The organism is Kitasatospora sp. NPDC008115 (assembly GCF_042957205.1).
In the GTDB taxonomy this organism is placed as follows: Bacteria; Actinomycetota; Actinomycetes; order Streptomycetales; family Streptomycetaceae; genus Kitasatospora.
In genome coordinates, this window is record NZ_JBIBHU010000004.1 from 120,137 (window position 1) to 139,159 (window position 19,023).

Annotated in this window: 17 protein-coding genes; 12 read left to right on the forward strand and 5 right to left on the reverse strand. The window is 75.0% G+C overall.

Annotation, left to right across the window (positions count from 1 at the left end; translation table 11 throughout):
* Positions 1-3 precede the first annotated feature (3 nt).
* From ACFZBX_RS06845 to ACFZBX_RS06860, 4 genes are all read right to left on the reverse strand, one after another.
* The gene (locus ACFZBX_RS06845) at positions 4-873 is read right to left on the reverse strand and encodes a protein phosphatase 2C domain-containing protein (RefSeq protein WP_391531879.1); all 870 of its coding nucleotides are present in this window, start codon (positions 871-873) and stop codon (positions 4-6) included.
* Positions 867-1,025 carry a hypothetical protein gene (locus ACFZBX_RS06850; RefSeq protein ID WP_391531880.1) on the reverse strand — a complete coding sequence of 53 codons (159 nt, stop codon included), beginning with the start codon at positions 1,023-1,025 and terminating at the stop codon, positions 867-869. Before ACFZBX_RS06850 ends, ACFZBX_RS06845 begins: the two co-directional genes overlap by 7 nt.
* A 157-nt stretch (positions 1,026-1,182) precedes the next feature.
* Positions 1,183-2,343 carry a polysaccharide deacetylase family protein gene (locus tag ACFZBX_RS06855; protein WP_391531881.1) on the reverse strand — a complete coding sequence of 387 codons (1,161 nt, stop codon included), beginning with the start codon at positions 2,341-2,343 and terminating at the stop codon, positions 1,183-1,185.
* Between the two features lie 203 nt (positions 2,344-2,546).
* Positions 2,547-4,391 carry an AMP-dependent synthetase/ligase gene (locus ACFZBX_RS06860; RefSeq protein WP_391531882.1) on the reverse strand — a complete coding sequence of 615 codons (1,845 nt, stop codon included), beginning with the start codon at positions 4,389-4,391 and terminating at the stop codon, positions 2,547-2,549.
* Positions 4,392-4,958: 567 nt separating this feature from the next.
* On the opposite strand from ACFZBX_RS06860, the gene ACFZBX_RS06865 reads away from it, so the two are divergent.
* The 6 genes from ACFZBX_RS06865 (at position 4,959) to ACFZBX_RS06890 (ending at position 11,622) form a co-directional block, all read left to right on the forward strand.
* Positions 4,959-8,024 carry a nitrate- and nitrite sensing domain-containing protein gene (locus ACFZBX_RS06865; protein WP_391531883.1) on the forward strand — a complete coding sequence of 1,022 codons (3,066 nt, stop codon included), beginning with the start codon at positions 4,959-4,961 and terminating at the stop codon, positions 8,022-8,024.
* Positions 8,021-8,440 carry a roadblock/LC7 domain-containing protein gene (locus ACFZBX_RS06870; RefSeq protein WP_350542745.1) on the forward strand — a complete coding sequence of 140 codons (420 nt, stop codon included), beginning with the start codon at positions 8,021-8,023 and terminating at the stop codon, positions 8,438-8,440. The genes ACFZBX_RS06865 and ACFZBX_RS06870 overlap by 4 nt, the downstream gene beginning before the upstream one ends.
* Before the next feature lie 194 nt (positions 8,441-8,634).
* A complete protein-coding gene (locus tag ACFZBX_RS06875; RefSeq protein ID WP_391532091.1) occupies positions 8,635-9,039 on the forward strand; it encodes a DUF742 domain-containing protein in 405 nt (134 codons plus the stop codon).
* Between the two features lie 151 nt (positions 9,040-9,190).
* Positions 9,191-9,739 carry an ATP/GTP-binding protein gene (locus ACFZBX_RS06880; protein WP_391532092.1) on the forward strand — a complete coding sequence of 183 codons (549 nt, stop codon included), beginning with the start codon at positions 9,191-9,193 and terminating at the stop codon, positions 9,737-9,739.
* Positions 9,740-10,072: 333 nt separating this feature from the next.
* A complete protein-coding gene (locus tag ACFZBX_RS06885) occupies positions 10,073-10,201 on the forward strand; it encodes a hypothetical protein (protein ID WP_391531884.1) in 129 nt (42 codons plus the stop codon).
* A 557-nt stretch (positions 10,202-10,758) separates the two neighbouring features.
* Entirely contained in the window at positions 10,759-11,622 is an 864-nt protein-coding gene (locus ACFZBX_RS06890) for a winged helix-turn-helix domain-containing protein (protein ID WP_391531885.1), read from the forward strand.
* A gap of 67 nt (positions 11,623-11,689) precedes the next feature.
* Here ACFZBX_RS06890 and ACFZBX_RS06895 read toward each other — a convergent pair whose 3' ends face one another.
* Positions 11,690-12,472, reverse strand: a complete 783-nt coding sequence (locus ACFZBX_RS06895) for an IclR family transcriptional regulator (protein WP_391531886.1) — start codon at positions 12,470-12,472, stop codon at positions 11,690-11,692.
* A gap of 398 nt (positions 12,473-12,870) precedes the next feature.
* Between ACFZBX_RS06895 and ACFZBX_RS06900 the strand changes: the two genes are divergently transcribed.
* The 6 genes from ACFZBX_RS06900 to ACFZBX_RS06925 all read left to right on the forward strand — a co-directional run bounded on the left by ACFZBX_RS06900 (position 12,871) and on the right by ACFZBX_RS06925 (position 18,788).
* On the forward strand, positions 12,871-13,926 hold the full coding sequence (locus ACFZBX_RS06900) for an ABC transporter substrate-binding protein (RefSeq protein ID WP_391531887.1): 1,056 nt from the start codon (positions 12,871-12,873) through the stop codon (positions 13,924-13,926).
* A gap of 135 nt (positions 13,927-14,061) precedes the next feature.
* Positions 14,062-15,081: an NrtA/SsuA/CpmA family ABC transporter substrate-binding protein gene (locus ACFZBX_RS06905; protein ID WP_391531888.1), complete on the forward strand. Its 1,020-nt coding sequence runs from the start codon at positions 14,062-14,064 to the stop codon at positions 15,079-15,081.
* Positions 15,082-15,173: 92 nt separating this feature from the next.
* Positions 15,174-15,980 (forward strand): ABC transporter permease, encoded by an 807-nt coding sequence (locus tag ACFZBX_RS06910; protein WP_391532093.1) that lies wholly within the window; start codon positions 15,174-15,176, stop codon positions 15,978-15,980.
* On the forward strand, positions 15,977-16,696 hold the full coding sequence (locus ACFZBX_RS06915; RefSeq protein WP_391531889.1) for an ABC transporter ATP-binding protein: 720 nt from the start codon (positions 15,977-15,979) through the stop codon (positions 16,694-16,696). The genes ACFZBX_RS06910 and ACFZBX_RS06915 overlap by 4 nt, the downstream gene beginning before the upstream one ends.
* A gap of 49 nt (positions 16,697-16,745) precedes the next feature.
* Positions 16,746-17,708: an ABC transporter substrate-binding protein gene (locus tag ACFZBX_RS06920; RefSeq protein WP_391531890.1), complete on the forward strand. Its 963-nt coding sequence runs from the start codon at positions 16,746-16,748 to the stop codon at positions 17,706-17,708.
* A 3-nt stretch (positions 17,709-17,711) separates the two neighbouring features.
* Positions 17,712-18,788, forward strand: a complete 1,077-nt coding sequence (locus ACFZBX_RS06925) for an LLM class flavin-dependent oxidoreductase (protein ID WP_391531891.1) — start codon at positions 17,712-17,714, stop codon at positions 18,786-18,788.
* Positions 18,789-19,023 lie beyond the last annotated feature (235 nt).

The window sequence follows — 19,023 nt, forward strand, 5'->3', positions numbered from 1 at the left end:
GGGTCAGCCGGCCGCCGGGCGCGGCACCAGCAGGACGGCCGTCGCGTCGTCGTGGCACTTGCTGCGGGGCCAGCGGCGGCAGTCGGGGTCGGAGCGCTCCAGCTCCCGGGTGCGGGCGATGAGGTGGCGGGGGCCGTGGGTTTCGAGCCGGTCCAGCAGCTCGGGCCAGCTGTGGACGCCGAAGTCGTCGACCGGACGGGCGGCCCCGTCGGTGAGCAGCGCCGCGGCCCGCAGCCGGTCGAGCGGCACCGAGCCGGTGCAGGCCTCCTCGGCGGCGGCCTCCTCGGCGGCCGCCACCCAGTAGCCGCCGGCGGTGTTCATCACCCGGCGCTGGGCACGCGCGAACGCGGCGGCCCGTTCGGCCGGTCCGAGCTGCTCCACCTCGGCGGCCAGGGCCGCGCGCTGGGCGGTGGTGACGTGCGAGACGCGGTGGTCCGAGACCGTGCGGACGCTGCCGGTCGGGGCGTCGCCCGTACGGACGTCGCCCGTGCCCAGCCGGAGCACCAGTGTGCAGTCCGCGAGGACCAGCCACTCCAGCCGGTCGGCGCCGGCCCTGGCGACGGCAACCGTGGCCGAAGGGGTGAGCGTGCTGCCCAGGTCGCAGGTGGCCGCGTGTGCCCGTGCGGTCCGGCGGATCGCCGTGGCCAGGCACTCGCGCAGGCCGGTGCGCCGGTCGGCGGCCAGGCGGTGCAGCGCGGTGCCGAGCGTCCGCACGAACCACGGCACTCCGTGGAGGCACCCGGTGTCCAGGGCGGCGGGCAGGCCCGCGCCGTCCAGCAGGACCACCACGTCGGCGGCGGCCAGGACGAAGTCCTCGTTGCGCGCACCGGGGCGGGCCTGTGACGCGACCGAGGCGCGCAGGGAGGTCAGCATCGGGTGCGGGCGCAGGAGCGGTCGAATGCCTCCAGGGCCCGGGCGTGTGCCCACACCTGGCCGGGGGAGCGGCGGGCGAGGTCGGCGTCGCCCCGCGTCGTCCGGCGGGCGCGCGGCACCCGGCGGAAGGTCCCTTCCCCTGCTCTCCCCATGGGGACGAGTCTGGCGGCGGAGGATCTCGTACCGGCCACGGACAAGGCGCGGAACGGGCGCGGAACCGGCGCACCGCCGGTGCCCGTTGGGCGTCCGGCGGTGCGCTGCGGTGCGCTGCGGTGCGCTGCGGTGTGCGGTGATACGCGAGGGCGCGGGTCAGCGCAGGTAGGAGGTGAGCCCGGCGGGCTTGAGCCCGGCGACCTCGGCGGCGGCCAGGGCGCGCTGGAGGTCGCCGGCCAGGGTGTCGGTCCAGTGCATCAGCACGACGTCCCCGGGCGACAGGGTGCCCTCGTGCCAGATGTTGGAGGCGCCCCAGCTGAAGTCCGCGTCGGCGGTGAGCACGGTGCGCATGCCGCAGTTGGCGGCGGCCTGGAGGGTGTCGGCGTTCCAGGCGAAGTACGGCGGGCGGAACACGGTCGGCGCGGTGCCGAACCGGCGCGTGAGCGAGTCCCGGGCGTCGCAGATCTCCACCTGCTGCTCGGCGGGCGAGAGCTTGGTGAGGTCCGGGTGGGAGACGCTGTGGTTCTGGATGGAGGAGCCGGGCGCGGAGGTGACCCGCTGGAAGTAGCCGGGGTTGGCGGCGGCGGCCATCGGCAGCGGGAAGGCGGTGATGGGCAGCTGGTGGTCGGCGATGAAGCGCTCCGCCTCCGGGGTGGTCTGCCAGCCGTCGTCGATGGTGAAGAAGACCACCTTGTCGCTGGTCGGCACCGAGGCGGCGGCGGTCGCCGGGGCGGGCGCGGGGCCGTCCACCCGGACGTCGTCGACCGCGAACGGGCCCTGCTGGTACCAGCCGTGGACGGACAGCCGCACGGTGGTGGCGGTGGGGCCGGCGGTGAAGCGGGTGGTGAGCTTCTGCCAGTCGCCGTGGGTGTCCTCGGTCCAGGCGGGGGCGGTCGGGCGGTCGGTGCCGTCGGTGGCGCCGAGGAAGACGAACTTCCCGCGGACCCAGGCGGAGGCGGTGTAGGTGGTGCCGGGCCGGACCGAGACGGTCTGCGCGCACCTGCCGGTGGACTCGTCGCCCGCCGGGGTGACGGCCAGGGCGGAGGCGCCCGAGTGCGGGGCGGCGGTGGTGACGGAGGCCTCGGCGGGCCCGCCGTCGCAGTGCCAGCCGGGCACGCTGCCCCAGTCGGCGAGCGGGGAGGCGGGGATCTCGAACCCGGGGTTGGTGGCCAGGTTGACGGTGGCTGCGGCGGCCTCGGCCGGGGCGGCGCTCTCGTTCGCCGAGGCCGCGGCGGGCCCGGCGAGGCCGGCCACCAGCAGTGCGGCGGTGGCGGCGAGTGCCGACAGGCGTGCGGGCATGCGCGAGGAGATGGACACGTGGGGACTCCTGCGTGGGGACGCGACCGTTGGGGCGGGCGCGCGGAGAACGGGATGTGGGGGTGCTCCCGGAGGGGGCGGGAGCCGTCGGCGTGCCGCACTCTGACCGGACCAAAACAATGGACTGGACCACTCCGATCGTCAAGGAGTGGCGAACACGACGGGGGACACCGGTCGTACCGGACACGGGGTGAGACGGTCCGTCAGGGTGCGTAGAGCTCCTCGATGTCCGCCGCGTAGTAGTCGGTGATCGCGGCCCGCCGCAGCTTCAGCGAAGGCGTCACCAGCCCCTGCTCCACCCCGAACTCGCGGGGCAGCAGCCGGAACGCGCGGATCGACTCGGCGCGCGAGACGGCGGCGTTGGCGGCCGCGACGGCGCGCTGGATCTCGGCGTGCAGGTCCTCGTCGGTGAGCACCGCCCACGGGTCCGACTGCCCGCGCCCGCGCTGCTTCAGCCAGTGCGCCAGCGCCGCCGGGTCGAGGGTGATCAGCGCGCCCACGTAGGGGCGGTCGTCGCCCACCACCAGGCACTGCGAGACCAGCGGATGCGTCTCGACCCGCACTTCCAGGGCGCCGGGCGCGAGGTTCTTGCCGCTGCTGGTGACGATGAGGTCCTTCTTGCGGCCGGTGATGGTCAGATAGCCGTCCTCGTCCAGTCGGCCGAGGTCGCCGGTCCCGAACCAGCCCTCGAACAGCGACTCGGCCGTGCAGCGCGGATGGTTGAGGTAGCCGCCGAAGACGCCGGGGCCGCGCACCCACACCTCGCCGTCGTCGGCGATCGCCACGGTGGCGCCGGGCACCGGCCGTCCGACCGTGCCGATCTTGGAGCGCCCGGGCGGGTTGCCGGCGATCGCGGCCGAGGTCTCGGTGAGCCCGTAGCCCTCGTACAGCTGGAAGCCGATCCCGGCGAAGAACAGGCCGAGTTCGCGGTCCAGCGCCGAACCGCCGCACATCAGCGTCCGCAGCCGGCCGCCGAACACGGCGCGCAGCCGCTGGTAGACCGTCCGCTCGTAGGCGAGGTGGCGCAGCCGCAGGCCGGCGCCGGGCCCGTGGCCGCGCCCGTGCGCGCGCTGCTCCCGGCAGCCGGCCCACTCGACGGCCACCTGCCGGGCCTGTTCGAACAGTTCGGCCCGCCCGGCCTCCTCGGCGGTGCGCCGGGCCTGCTGGAACACCTTGTCGAGCACGTACGGCACGACGAGCAGGAAGGTCGGGCGCAGCGCGGTGAGCGCGGGCAGCAGGGCGCCGGTGGACATCTCGGAGAGGTGGCCGAGCCGGAACCCGCCGCGCACCGCGGCGATCTGCACCATCCGCCCGTAGACGTGCGCCAGCGGCAGGAACAGCACGGTGGAGGGCTGGTGGCCGCCGGTGTCCTGCAGCGCCTCGTGCCAGCAGGCGATCAGCGCGTCGGCGGCGGTGGCCAGGGCGCCGTGGGTGAGCAGGCAGCCCTTGGGGCGGCCGGTGGTGCCGGAGGTGTAGACGACGGTGGCGACGGTGTCGGCGGTGACGCCGAGCCGCTGGCGGTGGACCAGGGTGTCGGGGACCCCGCGCCCGTCCTCGACGATCGCGGCGACGCAGCCCCGGTCCAGCTGCCAGATGCCGGTCAGGTCGGGTAACGCGTCGCAGACCGCGCCGACGGTCATCGCGTGGTCCTCGTCCTCGACCAGGCAGGCCACCGCCTGGGTTTCGGCGAGGATCCAGCGGACCTGCTCGGGCGCGGCGGTGGGGTAGACGGGGACGGGGATCGCGCCGATCGACCAGAGCGCGTAGTCGAACAGCGTCCACTCGTAGCGGGTGCGGGACATCAGCGCGACCCGGTCGCCGTAGCGCACGCCACGGGTGAGCAGGCCCTTGGCGAGGGCGAGCACCTCGTCGCGGAAGCCGGCCGCCGTGACGTCCTGCCAGCCGCCGCCGGCGGTGCCCCGGGCGCTCTCGGCGCGGCGGGCCAACTGGACCAGGCCGGGGGAGCGTTCGGCGGTGTCGTAGAGCGAGTCGGCCAGCCCGCCGGTGGCCGGCGGCCCGGCCGGGGCGGGGGTGGTGAACTCGCGCACGATCCCCCCGATCCGTCCTCCAAGTGGAGCGAAACTATCGGATGGCGTGCCGACTGCCCAGGGTTGTGACCAGGACGCGACGAGATCGGCACCGGTCCGTGCGGAAAGTGCCGTGGAACGGTCGTCCGCCGTCGTCGTGCCGTCGTCGTGTCGCCGTTGCGCCGCCGGCCGGCGTCCGCCCCGGGCGGTCCGGACGTGGCCGGGAGGCGGCCGGGCCGTGGCTTGGAGGCGGCCCACGGGCAGTGTGGCGACGGAGGGGTGGCGGTGTGACGACGATGTGGCGGTAGTGCCAAACCGGTGATCTTGGTGCCGATCCGGACACGATCGGGCCCGGGGCGAAGAGAGGCCGGGTTCGACCCTCGAACGAGTGGTCAGGGCGTAGTAGAGTCTCGCAGACCTGCGGCCGGGGCTCCCGGCCCGGCCTGCGAAACCACCCCCGGACCGGCACCTGGTCCGTACCAGCACGCCTCCTGTCCGCGCCGATCCACGCCCCCGCCGACCCCACCGCCCCCGCCGACCCGCCGCCCGCACCCCGTCCGCGCCTGGCACTTCCCGACCGAGGACTCCATGCGTCTGCGTAGCAGCTCGATCCGCGCGAAGATCATCGCGCTGCTCCTGGTGCCCATCGTCGCCCTCGCCGCCCTCTGGGCGTACGCGACGCTCACCACCGCCGGGGACGTCTGGAGCCGGCTGGACCTCAGCAGGACGTACAAGGAGTTCGGCGCCCCGGTCGACCAGTACGCGCACGACCTGCAAAACGAGCGCCGGGCCGCCGTCAAGCGGCTGGCCGACCCGGCCTCGCGCGCCGCCCGGGACGCCCTCGAACAGGCCCAGGCCGTCACCGACCGGGACCTCGCCGTGCTGCGGCAGAAGAAGGACACCGGGAACGGACGGCTCGACGAGGCCCAGCGCGGCCGCCTGCTGCAGATCCTCGCCGCCGCCGACCAGCTCCCCCCGCTGCGCGCGCAGGTCGGCCGCGCCGCGCTCAACTGGGAGTTCGCGCTCGCCCAGTACACCGACCTGGTCAAGCCCACCTTCGGCTTCCGGTCCGCCTTCGTCGCCCGCCAGAGCGGCCAGCTCCCGCGGCAGGGCACCATCCTGACCGAGCTGGTGCGCGCCCGGGAGTACCTCTCCCAGGAGGACGCGGCGATGGAGGGGCTGAGCTCCGCGACCGCCCGCCCGACCGCCGAGCAGTACCAGGTCGCGCTCGACGCCCTGCACAACCAGCAGGCCCTGTTCACCGTCTACATCGCCGAGCTGGACCCGGTCGACCAGGCCGACTACATCGCCCTGCGCGGCGGCGAGGCCTGGGCCTCGCTCGCCCGGGCCGAGGCGGACTTCGTCGGCGCGGGCGGCCCCGAGCGGGTGGTCCAGGCGATCAACGGCGACGACTGGCGGCGGACCGCCGACCACGCGCTGGGCGACCTCGCGGCGATCAACGCCCGGCTGGCCGGCACCATCGACGAGCGCGACCACTCGTACGCGATCGGACTGCTCTGGCGCGGCGGCATCGCCGGTGTGATCGGCCTGGTCGCCGTGGTGCTCTCGGTCCTGATCTCCTACCGGATCGGCCGCGGCCTGGTGCGCGACCTGATCGGCCTGCGCAACGCCGCCAACGAGCTGGCCGGCACCCGCCTGCCCTCGGTGATGCTGCGGCTGCGCAAGGGCGAGGCGGTGGACGTCGCCGCCGAGGCCCCCGAGCTGGAGTTCGGCCCGGCGGAGATCGGCCAGGTCGGACAGGCGATCAACGCCGTGCAGCGGGCCGCCGTCGAGGCCGCCGTCGAACAGGCCGAGCTGCGGCGCGGCGTCTCCGCGGTCTTCGTCAACCTGGCCCGGCGCAGCCAGGTGCTGCTGCACCGCCAGCTGACCCTGCTCGACACCATGGAGCGGCGCACCGAGGACCCGGCGGAGCTGGAGGACCTCTTCAAGGTCGACCACCTCACCACCCGTATGCGCCGGCACGCCGAGGGCCTGATCATCCTGGCCGGCGGCTCGCCGGGCCGGGCCTGGCGCAAGCCGGTGCGGATGGTGGACGTGGTCCGCGCGGCGGTCGGCGAGGTCGAGGACTACGCCCGGGTGATCGTCCGGCCGTTCCCCGGCACCGGCCTGCTCGGCAGCGCGGTCGCGGACGTCACCCACCTGGTCGCCGAGCTGGTCGAGAACGCGGCGGTGTACTCCCCGCCGGCCACCCAGGTCACCGTCCAGGGCGAGGTGGTCGCGCACGGCTTCGCGCTGGAGATCGACGACCGGGGGCTCGGGCTGAGCGAGCAGGCGCTCGCCGGGATCAACGAACGCCTCGCGGTCGAGCAGGAGTTCGACCTCGCCGACACCGACCGGCTCGGCCTCTTCGTGGTCAGCCGGCTGGCCCGGCGGCACGGCATCCGGGTGCACCTGCGGCCCTCGCCGTACGGGGGGACCACGGCGGTGGTGCTGATACCGCGCGAGCTGCTGGCGGAGGCGCCGGACGGGCTGCCGGAGCCGCCGGCGGCGGGCTCGGGCGCGGGCTCGGGTGTGGGGACGGGTGCCGGTGCGGGTTCGGCCGGGGGGCGGCGGGCGGCGGCGGGTCGGCGCGACCTCGTCGCGGTGCCGTCGCTCGGCGCGGACCGGGCGGCGGGCGCCGGCGGCCCGGGCGCGGTGAAGGCCGCGAACGGGGCCGGCGGGGCAAACGGCTCGAACAGCTCGAACGGAACGAACGGAACGAACGGCTCGGACGGCGTGGGCGGGCGGCACCGGATCAGCGGTGGGCCGCGTCCCTCGGCGCCCGAGCCGGCGCGCACGCCCGGCGGTCTGCCGCGCCGGTCGCGCGGCAACGGCGGGCCGGTGCTCGTTCCTGCGCCGGCCGGTGAGCCCGCCGGGCCCGGCACCGGCCGGCACCGGCGTGCGGAGGCCCAGGGTGCGGCGGCCGTGACGGACACGGTGCCCGCCGTGCCCGAGGACAGCGCCCCGCCGCGTGACGACGCCTCGGGCGACGGTGCCTCGCGTGGCGCAGTCCCCGGTGGCGCAGTCTCCGGTGGCGGAGTCTCGCCGGGCGGGCTGCCGCGTCGCGTCCGGCAGGCGAGCCTCGCCCCGCAGTTGCGCGAGCGGGCGGCGGAGAGCGCAGCCGCCGCCCCGGCGGGGGAGCGCCCGGACGGCGGCGCCGAGGCGGCGCGCGAGCGTTCGCCGGAGGAGGCCCGGGCCACCTTCGCCTCGTTCCAGCGCGGCTTCACCCGAGGCCGGGGCGCCACCGGTGCCCCGCCCGCCCCCCGGCCGCCGTCGTCGGCACCGCCGGCACCGCCGGTCTCGGCGTCGAGGACCGTGCCCGGCTGGCAGCCGCCGGACCCGGGACGCCGCGCGATCAGTCCGGCGCCCGCCCCAGCGGCGCTGCCCGGCCCCGCAGGAGGCGAGCCGGCGCCGTTGGCCCGCCGCGCGCCCGTCCCGCCGCCGACCAGGCTCCTCCGCGCTCCTCGCGCCACCGTGGAACCAGGCGCACCCGCCGGTCCGTTGTCCGACGGGCCGTCCGAAGGCACCGCACCACCCGCACGACCCGTCAGGCCCGTTCGACCCGCTCCACCGGCACGACAGGCACGACAGGCACCACCCGCACGACAGGCACCACCCGCACCACCCGCTCCAGCGGAAGGAACAGATTCATGACCACTTCGACGCAGTCGCCCGGGGACCTCAACTGGCTCCTGGACGACCTGGTGGGACGCGTCGCCGCGCTGCGGCACGCGGTGATCCTCTCCAGCGACGGCCTGGCCACCGGCGCCTCCCGTGACCTCGACCGGGAGGACGCCGAGCACCTGGCCGCCGTCGCCGCGGGCTTCCACAGCCTGGCGAAGGGCGCCGGCGGGCACTTCAAGGTCGGCGGCGTGCGCCAGACCATGGTCGAGCTGGACGAGGCCTTCCTGTTCATCACCGCGGCCGGCGACGGCAGCTGCCTGGCGGTGCTGAGCGAGGCCGAGGCCGACATCGGCCAGATCGCCTACGAGATGGCCCTGCTGGTCAAGCGGGTCGGCGAGCACCTGGCCGCCGAACCGCGCGCCGACGTGGCCCCGCCCGGGAGATGAGCGGTCCGATGGCGGACGAGGAGCCGACATCGGTGCCCCCGGAACCCGTCCCGGGACCGGACCCGGTCCCGGAGCCCGTCCCGGACCCGGACGGCCGTGAGGGCGGCGGCCGCGGGTCCGGCGACCGGGGGCCGCACGGCCCGGGCGGTCCCGATGGCCCGGACGGCCCGGACGGGGGCGGGCCCGGGCTCGACCTGTTCCAGGCGCGGACCCCGGTCGACGACCGCTGGTTCGACGACGACGCCGGCCCGGTGGTGCGGCTGTACTCGATGACCCGCGGCCGCACCCGGCCCGTCGAGGACGGCCTGTTCGACCTGATCTCGCTGATCACCGCCAAGGACCCCGCGCCGGGCACCGGGGCCGTGCCCGCCCACGTGCTCGACCCGGAGCACCAGACCATCCTGGCCTGGTGCCGCCGGGAGCCGATCTCGGTGGCCGAGCTCGGCTCCTACACCGATCTGCCGGTCAGCGTCGTGCGTGTCCTGCTCGGCGACCTCTACGACGCCGATCTGATCGGCGTCACCCGACCCGTTCCGCTCGCCGAGCTGCCGGACGAGCGCCTGCTGCGAGACGTGATCAATGGACTCCGTGCGCTCTGACCTGACCGCGGCCGCCGATGCCACTGCCGACGCCACCGCCGACGCCACCGTGACCGCGGCCGCCCCGGCGGGGCCCGCCCACCACCGGGCCGGCGCCGCGGGCGGCGACCGGGCCAACGACCCGCGCTGGCGCGGCGGCCCGGCGGCGGCGGTGAAGATCCTGGTCGCCGGAGGCTTCGGCGCGGGCAAGACCACCCTGGTCGGCTCGGTCAGCGAGATCCGCCCGCTGCGCACCGAGGAGGAGCTCAGCGAGCTGGGCCGGCCGGTGGACGACACGGCGGGCGTGGAGGCCAAGCGCACCACCACGGTGGCCATGGACTTCGGCCGGATCGACCTGCGGCCCGGGCTCGCCCTCTACCTCTTCGGCACCCCCGGCCAGGACCGGTTCTGGTTCGTCTGGGACGAGCTGGCCCGCGGCGCGCTCGGCGCGGTGGTACTGGCGGACACCCGGCGCCTCGCGGACTGCTTCCCCTCGGTGGACTTCTTCGAGCAGCGCGGCATCCCGTTCCTGGTGGCCGTGAACTGCTTCGAGGGCAGCGAGGTCTTCGCCCCCGACGAGGTCCGGGACGCGCTCGACCTGGACCCGGGCATCCCGGTGATGCTCTGTGACGCCCGCCTCCGCGAGGACGGCAAGGAACTGCTGGTGGCGCTGGTCGAGCACGCCGCCGCCCGCCGCCGGAGCACGCCGGTCACGGTCTGACCCGACGCCGGACCCGGTGCCGGACCCGCGTAGGACCCGGTGCCGAGCCGTGGCCGGAGGCCTTGCCGGACACGGCGCCGGACCGGGCCGCCGTCCCCGCCACGGAGGGTGGCGCCGCGTCAGCGTCTCATTCCGGTGTTCACATGTCGGACGTTCGGTGCCCGGCAGGTTGCCTTGACCGGCCCGGCGTGGAAGGCTCTGGGGACGGAGGCCGCCCGGCCCGTTGCCGGGATGCCTCGAACGTGCCACGCACCGAGTGCGTCCGGCACGCGCGACGCGGCACGACGCAAGGACGTGCCGGCACACCGGGACCAGAGGGGGGAGGGCCGTACCGTGAACGTCGAGCAGCGACGCGCGTCGGCCCTGGCCGCCTCCCTGAACCTCCCCGTCCCGGCCACTCCGGCGCTGACCGTCCGGCGGTACATCGACCACGCGCTGATCTGCAGCGCCTGCTGTCGCTGACGTCACCACCCTTCGCCGTCCACCTCACCGTCGCCACCGCCCGCCGCCCGGGAAGCCCTCCCGGCCGGCCAGGCCCGTCCGGATCGCCAATGCCGGACCGGGTCGGGCGGAGGACGACGGCCCCTCGCACCGTCGACCCGGCAGCACCGGACATCCGTCCGGTGGGCCGCCGTCGTCCCTGCCCGCTTCGCGGAGACCACCAGTGAACCTCGCCAGCACCACCAGTCACCCGGCCGCCGCCACCACCGCCACCAGCAGCGCCGCCGCCCGCGTCGCCGCCGGGACGGTCGGGGTGGCCGCCGTGGCGCGGTGCGACGCGGGAACCATCCGGCCGGATGGGCGCGGAAGACACGCCGTGGACGGAGGAAGAGGCCGGCCCGCCGACCTCGAGCCGTTCTGGCCGTCGCGGCAGCCGCACCTGTTCGACCAGACGTGTCCGGGATCGCCCAGCGCGTCCCGGCACTCCCTCCGCTGACCCCGGGTCAGTCCTCGGCAGTACGCCCGGTCGACGCGCAGACGACTCCACCCCGTCCGTCACGCGCGAAATGAGCGGCATCATGTCCATCTCCTCCACCGCCACCCTTCCCCTCCCTTCCGCGACCCCGCACCTGCGCGCGGTTCGCTCCGTCGCCCCGAACCCCGAACGCCGGCACCCCGGACCCGGTCCGCAGCGTCCGGCCGGCCAGCCCGGTTCCGTCCCGCCCGCCGCGGCGGGCCCGTCCGTGTCCCCGGTGGCGTCCGGCCCGGCCCCGGTCGTGCCGTCGCTCCCGCCGCAGGCGCTGCTCGCGGCGCTGCCGGAGGGCGCGGCGGTGGTCGCGGCGCTGCCGCAGGGCTCGCTGCCGCAGGCCCTGCTCGCCCAGTACGGGGCGCAGTTCGGCGCCTCGGCGGGGCAGCCGATGGTCGGCTACCTCGTGCTGGTCCCGGCCGAGGGCGGCGCCGCGCCGACCGGCTTCCCGGTCGCGTCCATCGCGGCTCCGGCTCAGGCCCCGGCGCCCGCCGCCGGTGCGCCGGGCGGCCCGTCCTCCGGTGTGCCGTTCGGCTCCGCGCCCTTCGGCCCGGCGCCGTCCGTCACCGCCCCGACCGTCTCCGCCGCACCCGCAGGAGGGATTCCCGTCCGTCCGGTGCGGCCCGCCGGGCGCGGCATCGCCGTCGACGTGGAGCGCCGCAACGCCTACGTGGACGGGCGGTTGCTCGACCTCACCTACCTGGAGTTCGAGCTGCTCGCCCACCTGACCGAGCACCCGCAGCGGGTGCACACCCGCGACCACCTGGTCTCCGCCGTCTGGGGCTACGGCCACGTCGGCGACGGCCGCACGGTGGACGTGCACGTGGCCCGGCTGCGCCGCAAGCTCGGAGTGGCCTACCGGGACAGCATCGTGACGGTCCGTCGGGTCGGCTACAAGTACACCCCGGTCGCCTGACCCCTTCCCCGGCGGGGCCGGGCGCTCCCCCTGGGCGCCCGGCCCTTCAGGCGTTTTTGACCGTCCGTCATATTCGTTGGTCGGGCGGGAGCAGCAGCACGGCGAGCGCCCCGGCGCAGGACCGCGCGTGGCCGAGGAACCAGTCCAGCCGCTCGTCGGTGAGGTGGACCGGCGTGGAGCGGACGGCGAGCGCGAAGCGGGCCTGTCCGGCGCCGTCCAGCACCGGTACGGCCACCGTCCTTACGCCGGCCGCCGACTCGCCGTCGTTGAGCGCGTAACCGGCCGCCCGGACCTTCGCCAACTCCTCGTCCAGGCGCTCCGGTTCGGTGATGGTCCGGTCGGTGAACGGCGGCAGCGGGCCCAGCGTGGAGACCCCCGCGTCGCCCGGGCGCGGCCAGGCCAGCAGCACCTTGCCGAGTGCCGTGGAGTGCAGCGGCCGGCGCAGCCCCAGGCCGGTGTCCGGGCGCACCGAGGCGCCGACCAGGATCACCGCGTGCGGGCCGCTGCGGATCGCCAGATCGGCGGCGGCGCCGGTGCGGCGCGACAGCAGGTCGAGTTCCGGCGCGGCCAGGTGCAGGCCCCGCTGGTGGAAGGTGAGTTGGCCCAGTTCGGCGACGGCGGGGCCGAGCCGGTAGCGGGCCGTCTGCTCGTCCTGCTCCAGGAATCCGGCGCTGACCAGGGTGCGGGCCAGCCGGTGCGCGGTGGAGACCGACAGGCCCATCCGGCGGGCCAGGTCCGAGGCGCTCAGATCGGGGCCGTTGTCGTGGAAGCAGTGCAGCAACCCGAGGGCCCGCTGGACGGCCTGGGCGCCGGCCGGCGGGCTCTGGACGGCGGTGACGGCCTCGGCCATGGCACCTCTCGTTCTGTCCTTGGCTCCGGCCGGTTCACCGGAGTCGCTCCCAGACTATGGCAGCGCGTGCTGCGGGAATGTGTCAACGGCGTTGCAAAAGGATGCCGTTCATGAACAACCGATCCCATGATGTGGCAAACCCTTGTCCGGTGGCCGTCGGTCGTGGAACGCTCGGTACAGCGCACCGGACGAGCCCCGTCCACCGCGCACCGAACCGCAGGAAGGAGCAGCGCCGTGACGAACCGCCGGTGCCCCGCCCCCTGCGCCTGTTGTCGCTGACGCGTCGCCTCCGTCCGCGCCGACCACCCTACGGACTCCCCGCCCCGCCACGCCTGGTGACCCGTGCCGCGCCGCGCTCCGCCGCGTCCGCGCACCCTGCCGCAGAGGACCAGCCCACCGTGCCCAGCCATGACAGCCCCACCGCCGCCGCCCTCCCGATCCCGTCCGCGCCCGACACCCTCTGGTTCACCCGCTGCCCCGTCCCCACCGCGACCGGCATCGCGGCCGACCAGGGCTGGCTCGGCCGGGAGTTCGCCGTCGACGGCATCGCCGTCCGCTCGCTCCAGGACGTGCCGCCGGAGGTGGCGGCCGACCACCACTACACCCACGCCCTGACCGGGCTGTTCCGCGAAGGCGGCAACGTGCCGGCGCTGTGGGCCCGTTCGCGCGGCGAGCGGACCAGGCTGATCGGGCTCACCTGGATCGAGGAGCGTCAGGTCGTCCTGGTCCGGGCCGGCAGCGGTATCACCGATGCCCGGCAACTGCGCGGGCGCCGCCTCGCCGTCCCACGACATGGGATCGCGATCGACTTCTGGCGGGCGATGGCCCTGGCCGGTCTGCACGGGGCGCTCTCGCTCGCCGGGCTCACGCTGGACGACGCCGAACTGGTGGACGTGCCGGCCGCGCCGGAGGGCGGGCAGTGGGCCGCGGAGCTGGCGGCGCTGCGTGACGGCGTCGTGGACGCGGTCTATGTGAAGGGCGCGCTCGCGGTGGAGGCGGCGCGCCGGATCGGCGCGGAGGTCGCCGTCGAGCTGGACGAGGCGCCGGACCGCGGGGCCCGGGTGAACAACGGGACGCCCCGGCCGATCACCGTCCACCAGCGGCTGCTCGACGAGCACCCGGATCTGGTGACCCGATTCCTCGCCGTCCTGCTGGAGGCCGCCGACTGGGCCGCCGGACGTCCGGCGGAGGTCGCGCGCATCCTGAGCGCCGAGACCGGCGCGGGGGAGGAGGGCGTCGCCGGAGCGTATGCGCGCGGCGGCCACCGCACCCTGCACCTCGACCTCTCCGAGGAGCGCCTCACCCTGCTGGACCAGCAGAAACGTTTCCTTGAGCGGCACGAATTCCTGGCCGGCCCGGTCGACGTCCACGCCTGGACCGACCCCGAGCCCCTCCGTGCCGCCCGCACCCTCCTCGCCGCCCGCCGCGCCGAAGGACGGACGCACGGCGACTGACAGCTGACAGATGACAGATAACAGATTCTGAAATCTGTTATCTGTCATCTGAAATCTGTCAGCTGTCAATTGTCAGCCGCCGAGGCCGACGCTCCCCGTCCCCCGCCCCGTCACCCCTCCTCAGGAGTCGACCCCGTGAACCCCTCCCGCCTCGCCCTCGCCGCCGCCGCACTGCTCGCCACCACCGCCCTGGCCGCCTGCGGCTCGTCCGCCGACGGGGCCAAGGCCTCCGCCGACGGCGGCAAGGCCGACGTGGTGCTCAGGGTGCCCGACCCCGGTAACAACGGCTTCCTCGCCCTCGGGAAGAAGGACGGCTCGCTGGACCGGGCGCTGGCCGCCGTCCACGCCAAGGTCGCCTGGACCGGCAGCGCCGGCCCGTTCGCCCCCGCCGCCCAGGCGCTCTCCGCCGACCAGCTCGACGTCGCCCAGGGCTCGATCACCTCCGCCGTCGCCGCGCTCGCCCAGAAGCCCGGCTTCAAGCTGTTCGCCCAGACCGCCCCCGACGGAGTCGGCGAGGGCATCCTGGTGAAGAACGACTCGCCGATCAAGAGCGTGCAGGACCTCGTCGGCCGCAAGGTCGCCGTCAGCCAGGGCGGAACCAGCGAGTACCTGCTGCTCAAGGCACTGGAGAAGAACGGCGTCCCGGCGGACAAGGTCGAACGGGTCTACCTGCGCGCCGACCAGACCTCAGGCGTCTTCAACTCCGGCCAGGTCGACGCCTGGGCCACCTGGAACACCTTCTCCACCCCGTCGATCGCCAACTCCGGCGCCCACTTCCTGGTCAACGGCAAGGAGGTCGGCTCCGACAACTACGCCGTCTGGGCCGTCCGCAACGGCTTCGCCGACAAGCACCCCGACGTCGTCAAGGCCTTCTACGACTACCTGCGCGAGAACGGCCTCAAGGAGAAGGCCGACCCGGCCGCCTACCTCAACGTCTTCACCGACTCCGGGCCGACCGCCGTCACCCCCGCCGAGAAGGGCGTCGCGATCGAGGTGGCCCGGCAGGGCTCCGCCGCCGGCGCCATCGCCGAGGCCGACATCACCCGGTTCGGCACCGTCGCCGCGTTCTTCGCCGACCAGAAGGTCACCAAGCAACTGGTCGACGTCAAGCCCTACCTCATCGACGTCGACAAGCTCGGGACCGGTGCCAAGTGACCATCACCACCGACCCGTTGACCACCAAGCCGCCGGCGCCCGCCCCCGGGCAGGACACCGACGACGGCACCGCCGCCGCCCGCGCGGCCGGCCTGGTCGAGCCCCGCACCCGCCTCCAGACCCCGCGCCCCCGGGGCCTCGCCCTCACCCTGCGCACCCTCGGCCCGCTGGCCCTGCTCGGCGGCTGGGCCCTCGCCTCCGCCACCGGCGCCCTCACCCAGGACGTCCTGGCCTCGCCCGCCCAGGTCGCCGAGGCGGTCGGCGAACTGTGGGGCAACGGCCAACTCGCCGACGCCCTCACCGTCTCGCTCACCCGGGCCGGCCTCGGCCTGCTGATCGGTGCCACCACCGGCCTGGTGCTCGGCGTCGTCACCGGCTTCTTCCGCCTCGGCGAGGAACTGCTGGACTCCGCCGTCCAGGTGCTGCGCACCGTCCCCTTCCTCGCGCTCGTCCCGCTGTTCATGGTCTGGTTCGGCATCACCGAGACGGCCAAGATCGCGCTGATCGGCGTCGCCACCAGCTTCCCGATGTACGTGTCGACCTCCGGCGGTGTACGGAACACCGACCGCAAACTCATCGAGGCCATGCGCAGCTTCGGCCTCGGCCGCTGGGCGATCGTGCGCACCGTCGTCCTGCCCGGCGCACTCCCCGCGCTGCTCTCCGGACTGCGGCTGTCCATGACGCTCAGCGTGATCGCGCTGATCGCCGCCGAGGAGATCAACTCCACCGAGGGCATCGGCTACTTGATGGCCCAGGCACAGAACTACTCGCGCACCGACATCCTCGCCGTCTGCATCCTGATCTACGGACTGCTGGGACTCACCGCCGACGGCGTCGTCCGCCTCCTGGAGCGGGTCCTGATGCCCTGGCGCAAGGCCACCCAGGGAGCAGCCCGATGAGCACCGCCGCAGCCACCGCCACCGCACCCGCCGTCCATCTGCGCGGCCTGCGCCGGGTGTTCGGAGACCGCGCCGTCCTCGACGGCGTCGACCTCTCCATCGACCGCGGCGAGTTCGTCGCCCTGCTCGGTGCCAGCGGCACCGGCAAGACCACCCTGCTGCGCATCCTCGGCGCCCTCGACCGGGCCGACGCCGGCACCGTCCTGGTGCCGCCGGTGCACACGGTGGTCTTCCAGGAGCCCCGGCTGGTCCCCTCGAAGCGGGTGCTCGCCAATGTCACCGTCGGCCTGCCGCGCGGCGCAGCCACCCGGGAGACCGGGCTCAAGGCGCTCGCCGAGGTCGGCCTCGACCGGCACGCCGACGCCTGGCCGGCCACCCTCTCCGGTGGCGAGGCGCAGCGCGCCGCACTCGCCCGGGCACTCGTCCGCGAGCCCCAACTGCTGCTGCTGGACGAGCCGTTCGCCGCCCTGGACGCGCTCACCCGGCTGCGCATGCAGGACCTCGTGGGCGACCTCGTCCGCCGCCACCGCCCGGCCGTCCTGCTGGTCACCCACGACGTGGACGAGGCCGTGCGGCTCGCCGACCGGGTCGCCGTGCTCCGCGACGGCGCGCTGGTGCGCGACGAGCGCGTCACCGTCGAACGCCCGCGCGACCCGGCCGACCCGGCCTTCGCCGAGCTGCGCCGCCGCCTGCTCGCCGACCTCGGCGTCCACTGAACCCCCGTACCGACCCCCTTCACCGTCCGCACCACAGGAGTTGATCCCCATGGCCATCACCCTCGGCGTCCACGCCAGCAACCCCTCGCTCTACTACCTCTCCCGACTCGACTACCTGGACGAGGAGTTGGCCCCGCTCGGGGAGACCGGCGCGTTCCACCACTACCGCGACGGCACCCGCACCGGCGAGCTGCTCGCCGACGGCACCATCGACTTCGGCGGCACCGGCTCCACCCCGCCGATCACCGCCCAGGCGGCCGGCCACGACCTCGTCTACGCGGTGGTCTCCGCGCCCCGCCCCGACCACGGCGCGCTGCTGGTGCGCGCCGACGGCCCCGTGCGGACGGTCGCCGACCTCAAGGGCGGCACCGTCGTCCTCGGCATCGGCTCCTGGCAGACCCACCTGCTCGCCAAGGCCCTGCACGCCGAGGGCCTCTCCTACGCCACCGCCATCACCGCCGTCCGCCCGGCCGCCGGGGAGGACCAGGCACGCCGGCTGCGCGAGGGCGAGATCGCCGGCTGGATCGCCCAGGGCGCCGAGCTGGCCGCCGCCCGGCGCGGCGGGGAGTTCCGTGAGCTGGTGCGCACCGGCGACGTGATCACCGACCGCTCGGTGTTCTTCACCCGCCGGGGCTTCGCCGCCGACCGCCCCGAGGTGGTCGCCGCGATCGCCACCGCCCTGCGCCGCGCGGACGCCTGGGTGGCCGCGCACCTGCCGGAGGCCGCCGCGATCGCCGCCGAGGACCTCGGCGGAAGCGCCGAGGACTGGCGGACGGCGCTGGCCGCGCTGCCGTGGCGGCTGGAGCCCGCGAGCGCCGCGTTCGTCGCCGAACAGCAGGAGGCGGCCGACATCTTCCACCGGGTCGGCTTCATCGACCGCGCGGTGACCGTCGCCGACGCCCACCTGCCCGCGCTCCAGGCCCCGGTGGCCGCCGCCGTCACGTCCGGCACCGCGGCCGAAGCGTCCGGCACCGCCGCCGTCGCGTCCGGTACCGTCGCCGAGGCGGTCTGACCGATGGCCTCCGAAGTCCTCTGGTACATCATCCCGCGCGAGGGCCACTACCCGTGGGAGCCGGCCGGCCGACGCCCGGTCGACCTGCGCTACCTCCAGCAACTCGCGGGCAGCGTCGAGCGCCTGGGCTACACCGGCGCGCTGCTGGCGACCGACCTCTACGACGTGTGGGACCTCGGCAACGCCCTGGCCGCCGCCACCACCCCCGCGTTCAAGCCGCTGCTGGCCGTCCACCCCGGGCTGATCTCGCCGACCCTGCTGGCGAAGATGGCGCTCGCCTTCGACCACCTGCACGGCGGACGGCTGCGCTTCAACGTGGTCAACGGCTCCACCGAGCAGCTGCGCGAGTACGGCCTGCACGTCGCGCACGACGACCGCTACCGCCTGAGCGCCGAGTACTGGTCGATCGTCAAGCGCCTCACCGCCGGTGAAGTCTTCGACCACAAGGGCGAGTTCTACGACCTGCGGAACGCCGGTGCGAGCCTGCGCGAACTCACCCCGGTCCAGCCGGGCGGCATCCCGCTCTGGTTCGGCGGCAGTTCGGCGGCCGGCATCGAGATGGCCGCCGAGCACGTGGACGTCTACCTCACCTGGGGCGAGCCGCCGCGGCAGCTGAAGGAGAAGCTCGACCTGGTGCGCGAGCGGGCCGCCGCGCACGGCCGGAGCCTGCGGATCGGGCTGCGACTTCACCTCATCGTCCGCGACACCGAGGACGAGGCCTGGGCCGCCGCCGACCGGCTGCTCGACGTCACCAGCGAGGCCACCTACGCCCGCCAACTGGGCGGCGCGCGCGGCGAGGACGGCGTCGGCTGGCAGCGGCAGTTCCGCCAGCACGGCGGCAAGGTCCCGGCCCGGGCCCGGGAGCTGGAGACCTACCCGAACCTCTGGCCCGGGATGAGCCTGTTCCGTCCCGGCCCGGGCACCGCCGTGGTCGGCTCGACGGCCCAGGTGATCGAGCGGCTCCAGGAGTTCGAGTCGCTCGGCGTGGACACCTTCATCCTCTCCGGCAACCCGCTCCTGGAGGAGGCCCACCGGGTCGCCGAGACGGTGCTACCGGCGCTGGGCGTCCGCCGGCGGTAGTGCGCCGGGCAGCAGGGGGAAGGGCAGCGGCGAGGTGAGCGCCAGCTGCCGGGCGAAACGGGCGACGGCCCGGAGGAGGAACGTCCGCACGGCGGGCTCCCGAGATCTCGAAGGACGCGTACGGACGGTCCCGTACGAGCGGTCCAACGAGCACGGTGCCCGGCCGGTCACGCATCGACCGTCCGGGCACCGCCGTGCAGGGGATCAGCGGCTCAGCTGTTCATCGGCGCATCGG

What these genes read in the sequence shown, in the direction of transcription:
- ACFZBX_RS06845 (WP_391531879.1), bottom strand. Translation starts at nt 873, where the DNA reads ATGCTGACCTCCCTGCGCGCCTCGGTCGCGTCACAGGCCCGCCCCGGT.
- ACFZBX_RS06850 (WP_391531880.1), bottom strand. Translation starts at nt 1,025, where the DNA reads ATGGGGAGAGCAGGGGAAGGGACCTTCCGCCGGGTGCCGCGCGCCCGC.
- ACFZBX_RS06865 (WP_391531883.1), top strand. Translation starts at nt 4,959, where the DNA reads ATGCGTCTGCGTAGCAGCTCGATCCGCGCGAAGATCATCGCGCTGCTC.
- ACFZBX_RS06870 (WP_350542745.1), top strand. Translation starts at nt 8,021, where the DNA reads ATGACCACTTCGACGCAGTCGCCCGGGGACCTCAACTGGCTCCTGGAC.
- ACFZBX_RS06890 (WP_391531885.1), top strand. Translation starts at nt 10,759, where the DNA reads ATGTCCATCTCCTCCACCGCCACCCTTCCCCTCCCTTCCGCGACCCCG.
- ACFZBX_RS06895 (WP_391531886.1), bottom strand. Translation starts at nt 12,472, where the DNA reads ATGGCCGAGGCCGTCACCGCCGTCCAGAGCCCGCCGGCCGGCGCCCAG.
- ACFZBX_RS06915 (WP_391531889.1), top strand. Translation starts at nt 15,977, where the DNA reads ATGAGCACCGCCGCAGCCACCGCCACCGCACCCGCCGTCCATCTGCGC.
- ACFZBX_RS06920 (WP_391531890.1), top strand. Translation starts at nt 16,746, where the DNA reads ATGGCCATCACCCTCGGCGTCCACGCCAGCAACCCCTCGCTCTACTAC.
- ACFZBX_RS06925 (WP_391531891.1), top strand. Translation starts at nt 17,712, where the DNA reads ATGGCCTCCGAAGTCCTCTGGTACATCATCCCGCGCGAGGGCCACTAC.